Below are 12,765 nucleotides of genomic sequence, written 5' to 3'. Positions count from 1 at the left end.
TCATCATGGCGATCACCGACTCCGCCACCACCAACCTCGTCAGCGTGGAACCCGGAGCCATCCGCGAGGACACCCCCGCGGGTTCGGTCATCCAGTACAGCGACTACGCACTGGACACCTCCAGCCGGTTCGCCGGGGGAGCGGCGTGGATCGAGGGCGAGTACGTCCCGGCCTCGGAGGCCCGGATCTCGATCTTCGACACGGGATTCGGCCATTCCGACCTGACCTATACCGTGGCGCACGTCTGGCACGGCAACATCTTCCGCCTCGGCGACCACCTCGACCGGCTGCTCGACGGCGCACGGAAGCTTCGGCTGCCATCGCCGCTGACCAAGGAAGAGCTGGCGAGCATCGCGAAGCGTTGCGTCGCGCTGTCGCAGCTTCGTGAGTCCTATGTGAACATCACGCTGACTCGCGGCTTCGGCGCGCGCAAGGGCGAAAAGGACCTGTCCAAGCTGACCACGCAGGTGTACGTCTACGCGATCCCGTACCTGTGGGCCTTCCCGCCACATGAGCAGATCTTCGGGACATCGGCCATCGTTCCCCGGCACGTGCGACGGGCGGGCCGCAACACGATCGATCCGACCGTGAAGAACTACCAGTGGGGTGATCTGACCGCCGCCAGCTTCGAGGCCAAGGATCGCGGTGTGCGGACCGCGATTCTCCTCGACGCGGACGGCTGCGTCGCCGAGGGGCCGGGTTTCAACGTCGTGATCGTGAAGGACGGCCGGCTCGTGTCGCCGTCGCGCAACGCACTCCCCGGTATCACGCGCCGAACCGTGTTCGAGATCGCGAAGGCCATGGGCATCGACGCCGACCTGCGTGACGTGACCAGCCAGGAGCTCTACGACGCGGACGAGCTGATCGCCGTCACAACCGCAGGAGGCGTCACCCCGATCACGTCCCTGGACGGCGCACCGGTGGCGGACGGAACCCCTGGCTCCGTCACTGTCGCGTTGCGAGACCGGTTCTGGGCGCTGATGGACGAGCCGTCGCCGCTCGTCGAGGCGATCGACTACTGACCGCTCGCGGCGCGGACGGGTGTCCGCCGGCTCAGTGCTCGCCGCGGAGTAGCGTCACGGGTGCGGTCGCGCGACCGGACACGCAGTTCAGCTGAGCTCGTGCTGGAAGATGTTAGGCTAGCCTTATCTACTGACGCTTTCCGCGCCGCAGAGGAGTCACGCATGGCGGAGCCACGGGATCGCAACCGCCCGGTGATCCGGTTGCGGGTGCTGCGCACCGAACGCATCACACCCCACATGATCAGGGTCGTGTCGGGTGGTGAGGGGCTCGCCGCCTTCCGGCCGAACGAGTTCACCGACGCCTACGTCAAGGTCGTCTTCCCGTCGCCAGGGGTGACCTATCCGGAGCCGCTGGACATGCGGACCATCAAGGCGGAGCTGCCGAGCGAGCACTGGCCCCGCCTACGGACGTACACGGTGCGTTACTACGACGCGGCCGCCGGTGAGCTCTCCATCGACTTCGTGCACCACGGCGACGAGGGCCTCGCGGGGCCGTGGGCCGCGAACCTGCGGCCCGGCGACGAGGTGTGGCTGCTCGGTCCCGGCGGCGCCTACGCGCCCTCGGCCGACGCCGATTGGCACCTGCTCGTCGGCGACGAGAGCGCGCTGCCTGCCATCGGCGCGGCCCTGGAGGCGGTGCCGGCGGGAGCCACTGTGCGCGCGTTCGTGCTCGTCGAGGACGCCGCCGAGGAGCAGCCGCTGGCGACCAAGGGCGACGCCCAGATCCGCTGGCTGCACCGCGCCGAGGGCGACGACCTCGTCGCCGCCGTGCGCGAGCTGGACTTCCCCGAGGGCAACGTGCACGCGTTCGTCCACGGCGAGGCCGGGTTCGTCAAGGAGCTGCGCAGGCACCTGCTCGACGAGCGCGGCGTGCCCAAGGACCGGCTCTCGATCTCCGGCTACTGGCGCCGCGGCCGCACCGACGAGGTCTGGCGGCAGGAGAAAGCAGCCGAACGGGCGCAGGAGGAAGCGGCCGCCGTCCGGTAGAACCGGTGGCATGACGGATCTCAAGGTCGAGGCCGACCCCGCAGAGCTCGGGTTCGACGCGGACCGCCTCCTCCGCGTCGACCGCCGGATGTCCCGCTACGTCGACGAGGGCCTGCTGCCCGGGTGGCTCACCGTGGTCGCCCGGCGCGGCAAGATCGCCCACGTGTCCGCCTACGGGCAGCGAGACGTGGAGGCCGGGCTTCCGGTCGAGGCCGGCACCCGCTGGCGGATCTTCTCGATGACCAAGCCGATCACGTCGGTCGCGGCGATGATGCTGTTCGAGGAGGGCGCCTTCGACCTCACCGACCCCATCCACCGCTGGCTGCCCGAGTTCACCGAGCCGCGGGTCTACGCCAAGGGCTCGTCGCTGCGGCCGGTCACGGAGCCCGCGACCGAGCCCATCCGGGTGTGGCACCTGCTCACCCACACCGCGGGGCTCACCTACGGCTTCCATCACGCGCACCCCGTGGACGCGCTCTACCGCACCGCCGGGTTCGAGTGGAGCACGCCGCCCGGCAAGGACCTCGCCGCGTGCTGTGAGGCGTGGGCGAGCCTGCCGCTGGTGTTCCAGCCGGGCTCGGAGTGGAACTACTCGGTCGCCACCGACGTGCTCGGCAGGCTCGTCGAGGTGGTGTCGGGCCGGTCACTCGACGAGTTCTTCGCCGAGCGGATCTTCGGCCCGCTCGGGATGTCCGACACGGCGTTCTCCGTCGAAGGCGAGGCGCAGGAGCAGCTCGCCGCGCTGTACGTCCCCGCACCCGGCACCCGCCGCGCGGTCCGCAACGACGCGTTCGGCGACGGCATCAAGCGCAGGCCCGTGTGCCTGCAGGGCGGCGCGGGGCTCGCCTCGACGGCCGCCGACTACCACCGTTTCACGCAGTTCCTGCTGCGCGGCGGCGAGCTGGACGGCGTGCGGCTGCTGAGCCCGCGCACGGTGCGGGCCATGACGAGCAACCACCTGCCCGGTGGGGCGGACCTGGAGGCGTTCGGGCGCCCGCTGTTCGCCGAGATGCCGTTCGACGGCTTCGGCTTCGGGCTCGGGTTCTCGGTGCTGCAAGACCCGGTGAAGGCCAAGACCCTCTCCAGCGTCGGCGAGTACGCGTGGGGCGGCGCGGCCAGCACGGCGTTCTGGGTGGACCCCGCCGAGGAGCTGACCGTGCTCTTTTTCACCCAGCTGCTGCCCTCCAGCACCCATCCGCTGCGCCAGCAACTACGCCAGCTCGTCTACCAGGCGCTGGTCTAGGAGCGTGCTGAACGACCCCGCCCGTAGCGAGCGGCGATCCAGGCGGCGGCTTCGCAAGGCGGAGGGAAGCCCTCGTACCGGGTCGTACTCGGGCTTTCCGACAACGCAGCGAGGCGCCGTCTGGGCGTCGCGCAGTAGGGCAGCGGTGGTTCAGTGCGCTCCTAGGCCGAGCCGACGATCGCGGTGGCCCGGATCTCGACGCGCATCCTCGGCGCGCCCAGGGCCGCGACGCCGATTTCGGTCCAGACGGGCGCGCGGTCGCCCATCCGTTTGCGCAGCCGTCCTCACCGACAGCGGCAACGAGGTGGTGGTCGCCGCCGCGCCCACGCACGCTTCGCATCCGCCCGAGCGACCTGCAGTGAGCCTTTTTCATCCTTGGTGGTGGGGGTGGTGTTCGAGGGTGTGGATGGCTTTGGCGAGTGTGGTGACGTGGTGGGGGCTGCAGCGGACGCGGGTGAGGATGCGCCAGGCTTTGAGGGTGGCGAAGGCGCGTTCGCCGGGGGCGCGGACGCGGGCGAGGGCGGTGTTGGCTACGCGTTGGCCGGGGTTGAGTTCCCGGGTGGTGATGTGGCCGCCGCCCACGCGTTTGTAGGGGGTGATCACCCCGTCGGCGATGTGGTGGTAGCCGCTGTCGGCCAGCACGGTGATGCCGGCTTGGCGGCAGGCGTCGGGGATGTTGTGGTGGCGGGCTGCGGCGGTGTCGTTGACCGCTGCGGGTAGGCCGTCGGAGACCCAGAGCAGGGTGCCGCGCGGGTCGGTGAGTGCTTGCAGGTTGATGCCGTGGTGGCGGTGTTTGCCGGAGTAGAACGGTCGGTCGGCGGCGAGCCGGTCGGTGCGGATGACGCTGCCGTCGAGGATGGCGTAGTTGTCGCCGTGGCGGGACAGGCGCCGGAGTGCGTCGGTGAGGGTGGGTGCGCGGGCGGCGAGCAGGTGGACCGTTTCGCGGATGTAGCGGTACACGGTGGCGATCCCGATGCCGAATCCGGCGGCCAGCCGCGCGTAGGGGTCGCCGTTGCGCAGGTGGGCCAGCACCAGCAGGGCCTGCTGGCCGGCCGAGAGCCGACGCCAGCGGCTGCCGATCCGGCGGCGGTGGACGCGGACCACGGTGGCGACATACCGCAGGTGGGTGGTGGACAGGTCGATCGTGCCGGGATACAACAACACGCGAAGCTCCTGGTGGTCCTGGGTTGATCTTGGTCGACGATCCATCTACCAGGAGCTTCACTACGTTCGGCACACCAACACGCCAAACCACACAAAGATCAAGATGGAAAAGGCTCAGTGAAGGCCACCTTCACTGCGTTGAACGCAGTGAAGGTGGCCTTCACTGCGGCTGGGAACGGACCTGCCGGCAGCGTCACGTGGTGAGGATCCGCCGGAGCCAGCGCACCCGCGCGGCTTTCGCGTCCCGGGAAAGCGTCGCGTCGGGCACGAGCGCGTCGAACCGGTGGTACCCGCCCGGCCACACGTGCAGCTCGGCGGCGCCACCGGCGAGCCAAATGCGGCTTGCGTACGCGACGTCCTCATCCCGGAACGACTCCGCGGAACCGGCGTCGATGAACGCGGGTGGCAGTCCCGACAGGTCTTCCGCGCGGGCAGGCGCGGCGTAGGGGGACACGTCAGGGCCGCCCCGCGCCGCACCGAGCAGGGCCGTCCAGCCGGTGTCGTTCGCCGTCCGGTCCCACACGCCGACGCCGGTCAGCTGAAGTGTGGACGGGGAGTCGTTGCGGTCGTCCAGCATGGGCGAGAGCAGCAGCTGACCGGCGAGCCGCGGCCCGCCCCGGTCGCGGGCCATCAGCGCGAGTGCCGCGCCGAGGCCGCCGCCCGCACTGGCCCCCGCGACGACCAGCCCGGCGGGGTCGATACCGAGCTCGTCCGCGTTCCGATCAGTCCACAGCAGCCCGGCGTAGCAGTCCTCGACCGGCACCGGGTGCGGGTGTTCGGGGGCCAGCCGGTATTCGACCGACACCACGACGAGCCCGAGCTCCAGCGCCCACGCGAGCGGATCGCCGATCCCGCCCCGGTTGGTCCCCATGACCATCCCGCCACCGTGGATCCAGTAGACCGCGGGCGCGGGCACCTTCAGCTCCGCCGGACGGCCGACCACCACGGACACCTCGTCCGACACCCGCTGGTCCCACAGGTCGATCCGCCCTCCCTGCCGCAGCTCTTCGTCGGAGAGCACGTGCGCGTTGAACCGCTCGCGAACCGCGGGCACCTGCTCGGGCCGGAGCGCAGCCGGGGCCCAGTCGTCGACCGTGCCGAGCACCGTCGCGGCCTCCGGATCGAAGGCGGGGGGAGGTCCAAACCGGACGCTCATGTGATCACTCCAGTTTTCCGATGATCTCCTCGCCGTAAGCGGTGAGCGTCTGCTCGCGCTGGTCGTGCATCAGGTACACCGCGAACTGGTCGACCCCCAGCGCGGCCAGTTCCTCCAGCCTCGCGACGTGCGCGGCCGCCGGGCCCAGCAGGCAGAACCGGTCGACGATCTCGTCGGGTACGAAGTCGGTCGACGGGTTGCCCGCCTTGCCGTGGTGGGCGTAGTCGTAGCCGTGCCTGCCCGCGATGTAGTCGGTCAGCTCGTGCGGCACGGGTCCCGAGTCGCCGTAGCGCGCCACCAGGTCAGCGACGTGGTTGCCGACCATCCCACCGAACCAGCGCAGCTGCTCCCGCTGGTGCGGCAGGTCGTCGCCGACGTAGGCGGGCGCGGCGACGCACACCGTGATCCCGGCCGGGTCGCGGCCCGCGGCGCGGGCCGCCTCCCGCACGGAGCCGATCGTCCAGCGGGCGATCGCCGGGTCCGCGCACTGCAGGATGAACCCGTCCGCCTGCTCGCCTGCCAGCTTCAAAGCCTTCGGGCCGTAGCCGGCCATCCACATCTCCAGCCGCCCTTGGCGGACCCACGGGATCCGCACCGGGGCGTCGCCGAACGCAACCTCCCGGCCCTCTGCCAGCTCTTTGACCGCGTGCATGCAGTCGGCGAGCGTGGCCAAAGTGGACGGTGGCTTGCCGACGACCCGGTGGGCGGAGTCGCCCCGGCCGATTCCGCACACCGTGCGGTTGCCGTACATGTCGTTGAGCGTCGCGAAGAGCGAGGCCAGCACCGACCAGTCGCGGGTGCCGGGGCTGGTCACCATCGGCCCCACCACCATGGACGACGTCGCCGCCAGTATCCGCGAGTAGATCACGAACGGCTCCTGCCACAGCACCACCGAGTCGAACGTCCAGCCGTAGCCGAAGCCCTGCTGCTCGGCGGCCGTCATCAGCCGCACGACCTCGCTCGCCGGCGGGTCGGTCTGCAGCACCACACCGAAGTCCACGGTCGCCCCCTAGTTGAGGTACTGGCACAGGTCGCGGGAGAGGAACCGGCCGTGCCCCGCCGATCCGTGGTACTCGCCGCCGTCGACCACCACGCGGCCGCGCGAGAGCACCGTCGAGACCGCGCCGGTGATCCGCATGCCCTCGTACGCGGAGTAGTCCACGGCCATGTGGTGTGTGGCCGCCGAGATCGTCTGCTCCGCCTTCGGGTCGTAGACCACGATGTCGGCGTCGGATCCTGGTGCGAGCACGCCCTTGCGCGGGTAGAGCCCGAACATCCGCGCCGGCGTGGTCGAACACGTCTCCACCCAGCGGGCCAGCGAGATCTCCCCAGCCACCACGCCCTGGTGCAGCAGGTCCATCCGGTGCTCGACCCCCGGCATCCCGTTGGGGATCTTGGAGAAGTCGCCGCGGCCGAGCTCCTTCTGGTCCTTGAAGCAGAACGGGCAGTGGTCGGTGGACACGACCGACAGGTCGTTGGTGCGCAGTCCCCGCCACAGGTCGGTCTGGTGGGACTTCTCGCGCAGCGGGGGAGAGGCGACGTACTTGGCGCCCTCGAAGTCCGGCTTCGCGAGGTCCTCGATGGACAGGTACAGGTACTGCGGACACGTCTCGGCGAAGACGTTCTGCCCCTCGTTCCGCGCACCCGCGACGGCCGCGAGCGCCTGCGCCGCCGAGAGGTGCACGATGTAGAGCGGCGCACCGGTGACCTTCGCCAGCGTGATGGCCCGCGACGTGGCCTCGCCCTCCAGCTCCGGTGGCCTCGTGTAGCCGTGCTGCACCGGCTCGCCCCTGCCCTCGGCCAGCGCCTGCGCGACGAGCTGGTCGATCGCGATGCCGTTCTCCGCGTGCATCATGATCGTGGAGCCGGTCTCGGTGGCCTTGCGCATGGCGCGCAGGATCTCGCCGTCGGTGGAGTAGAACACGCCGGGGTAGGCCATGAACATCTTGAAGCTGCTCACCCCGGCGTCCACACAGGACTCCATCTCCTTGAGCGTCGCGTCGTTGACGTCGGAGACGATCATGTGGAAGCCGTAGTCGATCGCGCAGTCGCCGTCGGCCTTCTCGTGCCATTTGTCCAGTGTGGACAACAGTGAGGTCCCCTTGGCCTGCACGGCGAAGTCGATGATCGTCGTCGTCCCGCCGAACGCGGCCGCGCGCGTGCCCGTCTCGAACGTGTCGGCCGAGAACGTGCCGCCGAAGGGCATCTCCATGTGGGTGTGTGCGTCGATGCCGCCCGGCAGCACGTACTTCCCGGTCGCGTCGAGCACCGTGTCGGCCTCGGTGAACATGCCCGGCGCGGTGACGGCGGCGATGGTCTCGCCGTCCACGAGCACGTCGGCGGCCACGGCGCCCGTGGAGCTCAGCACCGTGCCGCCCTTGATGAGTGTCCGCATCCCGGTCACCGCCTCACGGGTTGACGAGCGTGGTGTAGGAGTCGGGCCTGCGGTCGCGGTAGAACGCCCACAGTTCCCGCACCTCGGCGAGCTTGTCCATGTCAAGGTCGCGCACCACGACCTCGTCCTCGGTGTCCGACGCCGCGTCGCCCACGAGTTCGCCCCGTGGATCCACGAAGTAGGTCTGGCCGTAGAAGTCGTTGTCGCCCAACGGTTCCACACCGACGCGGTTGATGGCGCCGACGTAGTACTCGTTGGCGACCGCCGCGGCGGGCTGCTCCAGCCGCCACAGGTACTGCGACAGGCCCCTGCTCGTGGCCGACGGGTTGAACACGATCTTCGCCCCGGCCAGCCCGAACGCCCGCCAGCCCTCGGGGAAGTGCCGGTCGTAGCAGATGTAGACGCCGATCCGGCCGACCGCCGTGTCGAAGACCGGATAGCCCATGTTGCCGGGCCGGAAGTAGAATTTCTCCCAGAACCCCTTCACCTGCGGGATGTGGTTCTTGCGGTACTTGCCGAGGTACGTGCCGTCGGCGTCGATCACCGCGGCGGTGTTGTACAGGACGCCGGGTTGCTCCTGCTCGTACATCGGTACCACGAGCACCACGCCGTGCCGCTCGGCGACCTCCTGCATGAGCCTGGTCGTCGGGCCGTCGGGGATGCCCTCGGTGTAGGAGTAGTACTCGGTGTCCTGCACCTGGCAGAAGTAGGGGCCGTAGAACAGTTCCTGCAGGCACACCACCTGCGCTCCCTGCGACGCCGCCTTCGCGATCGCGTCGACCGCGCCGGCGATCATGGAGTCCTTGTCACCCGTCCACCGTTGCTGGACCAAGCCGGCTCTCACCAGTTCGCTCACTTGTCTCCTCCTCCGGAATGGGAACGTGCGCCTGCCGCATGTTCGGCAGCATCAGCGCCAGGTACACCACGAACGCGCCGGCGAGGCCGACGACCCAGCTGTAGTCGTAAAGCGCCTTGATCGCCGGGATCAGGCCGTTCTCGGGGAACGGGCCGGCGCCGGGCGCGGAGTAGGCACCGCCGACGGCCAGTAGCGCGCCCACCGCGGTGGCGACCAGCGCGCGCCAGTTCCAGCCGCCGTTGAACCAGTACCGGCCGTCGCGGTCGGCGAAGAGGTCGGCCAGCGCGAGCCGGGTCCGCGTCTGCACCCAGTAGCCCGCGACGAGGACGCCCGCCACCGCGGCCAGGATGCCGCCGTAGAAGTTCAGCCACGCGAAGATGTAGATGTTGGGGTCGGAGATCAGGTTCCACGGCTGGATCGCGATGCCGATGACCCCGGTGATCAGCCCGCCTACCCGGAAGCTGATCTTCTTGGGGAAGGCGTTGGAGAAGTCGTAGGACGGGCTCACGACGTTCGCGGCCAGGTTGGCCGACACCGTGGCCAGTGTCAGTCCGATGAGCGCGATCACGACCACGACCGGCGAGGAGAACCTCGCGGCGAGCAGCACCGGGTCCCAGATCGCCTCGCCGTAGATCACGATGCCACCCGAGGTGATCATGATCGACACGATCGCCATGAACGACATCGTGGTCGGCAGGCCCAGGACCTGCCCCCACGCCTGCTTGCGCTGGCTCATGCCGAAGCGCGTGAAGTCAGGCATGTTCAGCGACAGCGTCGCCCAGAACGCGATCATGCCCATCAGCGAGGGCGCGAACACCGACCAGAAACCGGCGCCCCAGCCCAGCTGGCTCGGCTGCGAGAAGATCGGCCCGAAGCCGCCCGCCTCCACCAGAACCCAGCCGAGCAGGATCAGGAACCCGACCGTCACCAGCGGTGCCGTCCAGTTCTCGAAGCGACGCACCGCGTCGATGCCGCGCCAGATGATGAGCATCTGGAACGCCCAGAACGCGAGGAAGCCGAGCCACATGGTCCACGGCTGGCCCAGCACCGCGGGCGCGCCGGTCCAGCCGTCGCCGACCAGTTCGCCGAGGATCACGAAGATCGCCTGCCCGCCGACCCAGGTCTGGATGCCGAACCAGCCGCACGCGACGAAACCGCGCAGCAGCGCGGCGAGGTTGGCGCCGCGCACGCCGTAGAACGCGCGGGCGAACACGGGGAAGGGAATGCCGTACTTCGTTCCCGCATGGCTGTTGAGCAGCATGGGAATGAGCACGATGAGGTTGCCGAGTGTGATCGTCAGAAAGGCCTGGACCCAGTTCATCCCGATGGCGATCAGGCCGGAGGCGAGCAGGTACGAGGGAATGTTGTGGGCCATTCCCATCCACAGTGCGAAATAGTTGTAGGTGGTCCAGGTTCGTCGCTCGACGGGCACCGGGGCGAGTTCGGCGTTGAAGTACCGGCTGCCGTGGAGAGACGACACATCGCGTAGTTCCACCCGGCCGTCCGGGTGCCGAAGCTGTGCGGTGGTCGGCTCCATTGCGGCATCCTGCTCGCCTCGTGCACGCGCCCGGCATTGGCAGAGTGTTCACTCTTGCCGGTGGCGAATGACATTCTGTCGATTGCGCCGCCGTCGCCGCGGTGGTTGTCGTGCCCGTGCAATACCGGCGAAACAATGAGATGAAGAAGTGGTGGCGACTGGCGGCACCCGCTACGACCGGCTGCGGCGCGCGGGGCACGAGGCACTCGCGGCGGGGGACGTCGAGCGCGCGGTCGAGGCGTTCGGCCAGGCCGCGCGGGTGGCGCCGTGGCGGCCCGAGGCCCACTGCGACCTCGGGCTCGCCTTCCACGCCGGGGGCCGGTTCGAGGCGGCGCGGTTCGCCTACCGCGGCGCGCTCGAGATCGATCGGGTGAACTCGACGGCGCTCGCGGGGCTGGCGGCGCTGCCGCCGGAGCCGCCCGGAAGGGCCAACTTCCGGGCCGGCCAGCGACTGCGCGGAGGGCGCGACGGTCACTGGCTCGTGCACGGCGTGAAGCAGGGCGGCTTCGGCGTCGTCTACGCCGTCACCGAGGAGGGCACCGGGCAGCTGCGCGCTCTCAAAACGTTCGACGCGCGGTTGCTGTGGAGCGACGAGGACCGCAGGCGGTTCGAACGCGAGGCCGTCACGTGGCTCATGCTCGACCCGCATCCCAACATCGTCACCGCGCGCTGGCTCGAGTACGTCGAGGGTTTCCCGTGCCTGGTGATGGACTTCGCTGAGGGCGGCGACCTCGGCACGCTCCTCGAGAGCGGGCCGCTGGAGCCGCACCGGGCCATGCTGCTCGGCCTGCAGTTCTGCGACGGGATGCGGCACGCCCACGACCAGCTCCGCCTGGTGCACCGCGACATCAAGCCGGCCAACTGCCTGCTCTCCCGCGACGGCGTGCTGATGATCACCGACTTCGGGCTGGCCCGCGCGTTCGGCCGCGCCGACGGTCCCACGGTGCCCACGACCGGGGAGGGCGCCGACACCACGATCGTCGGAACCCCCTCGTACATGGCGCCCGAGCAGTTCCGGCCCGGCGCCGTGCTCGACACGCGCAGCGACGTCTACGCGTTCGGCGTGCTGCTGCTGTGCCTGCTCACCGCCACGACCCCACCGCCGAAGAGGGCCGCGGAGTACGTGGAGGAATGTTCCGGCGCGTTGCCTGCTCCGCTGGCCGGGCTGATCGCCCGCTGCGTCCGGCCGGACCCCGGCGACCGGCCCGCCGGTTTCGCCGAGGTGCGGGCGCGGCTGCAGGACGTGTACCGCACCGTCGTGGGCACGCCCGCGCCGTCGCCCGCCCGCGCGAGCGGCCCGGTGCCGCAGGACTGGGTGGACAAGAGCCTCGGCTTCCGGCACCTGGGGCGGTTCGACGACGCCGTGACGTGTGCGGTCCGCGGCCTGCGGGCCGTGCCCGGCGACCGGCCGGAGGTGGAGTCGCAGCTGTGGCACGTGCTCGGGCTCGCCCAGACCGACCAGGGCACGCACGCCGACGCGATGGTGAGCTTCGACCGCGCGCTGCGGCTCAACCCGGCGGAGCCGAGGTTGTGGCTGTCGCGGGGAGTGGCGCTGCACCGCGCGGGGTGGCCCGAGGAGGCGTTGCGGTGCTACGAGAACGGCCTCGCGCACGCGCCGGAGGACGGTCACCTGTGGCTCGCCAGGGGCAGGCTGCTGCGGATGTCCGGCAGGCACGGCGAGGCGGAGCGGGCCCTGCGCCGCGCGGCCCGGCTGCTTCCCGCCGACCCCGAGGTGGTGTACGAGCAGGCCGTGCTGTGGCACGCGCTCGGCGCCCACCGCGAGGCCCTCGACGGTGCGAGGGCGGTGCTGCGGATCTCGCCTCGGCACGGCGGGGCCTGGGTGCTGCGGGGCGACGTCCTGTTCACGCTCGGCGACCTGGTGGAGGCCGTGGCCGCCTACGACCGGGCGCTGGAGATCGAGCCGCTGCGGCACCTGGTGCTGGTGTCGAAGGCGCGGGCGCTGGGTGAACTGGGGCGCCACGACGAGGCGATGGCGTGCTTCGACCGGTCGCTGCGGATCGAGGAGACCGGCGCCGCGTGGAACGGCAAGGGGCTCACGTACTCGGGTATCGGCAGGCCGGCCGAGGCGCTCGCGTGTCACGACAGGGCGCTCGAGCTGGCGCCCACGGGCGAGAACTGGAACGACCGGGGCATCGTGCTGTGCGAGCTGGGCCGGTTCGCCGAGGCCCTCGCGTGTTTCACGCGCTCGCTCCAGCTCGAGCCGGGACGGGCGTTCGTGTGGCGCAACAAGGGGCTGGCCCTGACGCGGCTGGGCAGGCTGGGCGACGCGCTCGTCTGCTACGACACGGCGCTGCGGCTGGAACCACAGGACGAGGGCGCGCGCGAGGCGAAGGAGAACCTCCTGCGGCGGTTGAACGGCGGCCAACCGCAGTGAAGGCCACCTT

At 70.3% G+C, this 12,765-nt stretch carries 10 protein-coding genes; 4 read left to right on the top strand and 6 right to left on the bottom strand.

The window, feature by feature from the left end:
- Window positions 1-5 precede the first annotated feature (5 nt).
- From BA062_RS31175 to BA062_RS31165, 3 genes are all read left to right on the top strand, one after another.
- The gene (locus BA062_RS31175) at window positions 6-1,022 is read left to right on the top strand and encodes an aminotransferase class IV (RefSeq protein WP_110342711.1); all 1,017 of its coding nucleotides are present in this window, start codon (window positions 6-8) and stop codon (window positions 1,020-1,022) included.
- A gap of 162 nt (window positions 1,023-1,184) precedes the next feature.
- Window positions 1,185-2,009, top strand: coding sequence for a siderophore-interacting protein (locus BA062_RS31170; protein WP_110342710.1), 825 nt, complete (start codon window positions 1,185-1,187; stop codon window positions 2,007-2,009).
- Between the two features lie 10 nt (window positions 2,010-2,019).
- On the top strand, window positions 2,020-3,252 hold the full coding sequence (locus BA062_RS31165; RefSeq protein WP_110342709.1) for a serine hydrolase domain-containing protein: 1,233 nt from the start codon (window positions 2,020-2,022) through the stop codon (window positions 3,250-3,252).
- 369 nt (window positions 3,253-3,621) lie between these two features.
- On the opposite strand, the gene BA062_RS31160 is transcribed toward BA062_RS31165, so the two are convergent.
- The 6 genes from BA062_RS31160 to BA062_RS31135 all read right to left on the bottom strand — a co-directional run bounded on the left by BA062_RS31160 (window position 3,622) and on the right by BA062_RS31135 (window position 10,360).
- Complete coding sequence (locus BA062_RS31160; RefSeq protein ID WP_110340576.1) at window positions 3,622-4,416, bottom strand: transposase family protein; 795 nt, start codon at window positions 4,414-4,416, stop codon at window positions 3,622-3,624.
- 193 nt (window positions 4,417-4,609) lie between these two features.
- Window positions 4,610-5,572, bottom strand: coding sequence for an alpha/beta hydrolase (locus tag BA062_RS31155; protein WP_110342708.1), 963 nt, complete (start codon window positions 5,570-5,572; stop codon window positions 4,610-4,612).
- 4 nt (window positions 5,573-5,576) lie between these two features.
- Entirely contained in the window at window positions 5,577-6,572 is a 996-nt protein-coding gene (locus BA062_RS31150; RefSeq protein ID WP_110342707.1) for a TIGR03842 family LLM class F420-dependent oxidoreductase, read from the bottom strand.
- A gap of 9 nt (window positions 6,573-6,581) precedes the next feature.
- Window positions 6,582-7,967 carry a dihydropyrimidinase gene (gene hydA / locus BA062_RS31145; protein ID WP_110342706.1) on the bottom strand — a complete coding sequence of 462 codons (1,386 nt, stop codon included), beginning with the start codon at window positions 7,965-7,967 and terminating at the stop codon, window positions 6,582-6,584.
- 13 nt (window positions 7,968-7,980) lie between these two features.
- Complete coding sequence (locus tag BA062_RS31140) at window positions 7,981-8,823, bottom strand: nitrilase-related carbon-nitrogen hydrolase (RefSeq protein ID WP_110342705.1); 843 nt, start codon at window positions 8,821-8,823, stop codon at window positions 7,981-7,983.
- Complete coding sequence (locus BA062_RS31135) at window positions 8,774-10,360, bottom strand: NCS1 family nucleobase:cation symporter-1 (protein ID WP_110342704.1); 1,587 nt, start codon at window positions 10,358-10,360, stop codon at window positions 8,774-8,776. The genes BA062_RS31140 and BA062_RS31135 overlap by 50 nt, the downstream gene beginning before the upstream one ends.
- Window positions 10,361-10,508: 148 nt before the next feature.
- Here BA062_RS31135 and BA062_RS31130 point away from each other — a divergent pair, with 148 nt between their 5' ends.
- Window positions 10,509-12,755 (top strand): tetratricopeptide repeat protein, encoded by a 2,247-nt coding sequence (locus tag BA062_RS31130; protein ID WP_110342703.1) that lies wholly within the window; start codon window positions 10,509-10,511, stop codon window positions 12,753-12,755.
- Window positions 12,756-12,765: the final 10 nt, after the last annotated feature.

Origin of the sequence: Prauserella flavalba, from assembly GCF_003202235.1 — a bacterium.
Lineage (GTDB): Bacteria > Actinomycetota > Actinomycetes > Mycobacteriales > Pseudonocardiaceae > Prauserella_A > Prauserella_A flavalba.
Note: the sequence above shows the minus strand (reverse complement) of the source record. Positions and strands in the feature narration are given on the sequence as shown.

Excerpts from the sequence above, each read along its gene's own strand:
- BA062_RS31165 (WP_110342709.1), top strand. The coding sequence starts at position 2,020 with ATGACGGATCTCAAGGTCGAGGCCGACCCCGCAGAGCTCGGGTTCGAC.
- BA062_RS31175 (WP_110342711.1), top strand. The coding sequence starts at position 6 with ATGGCGATCACCGACTCCGCCACCACCAACCTCGTCAGCGTGGAACCC.
- BA062_RS31135 (WP_110342704.1), bottom strand. The coding sequence starts at position 10,360 with ATGGAGCCGACCACCGCACAGCTTCGGCACCCGGACGGCCGGGTGGAA.
- BA062_RS31155 (WP_110342708.1), bottom strand. The coding sequence starts at position 5,572 with ATGAGCGTCCGGTTTGGACCTCCCCCCGCCTTCGATCCGGAGGCCGCG.
- hydA (WP_110342706.1), bottom strand. The coding sequence starts at position 7,967 with ATGCGGACACTCATCAAGGGCGGCACGGTGCTGAGCTCCACGGGCGCC.
- BA062_RS31170 (WP_110342710.1), top strand. The coding sequence starts at position 1,185 with ATGGCGGAGCCACGGGATCGCAACCGCCCGGTGATCCGGTTGCGGGTG.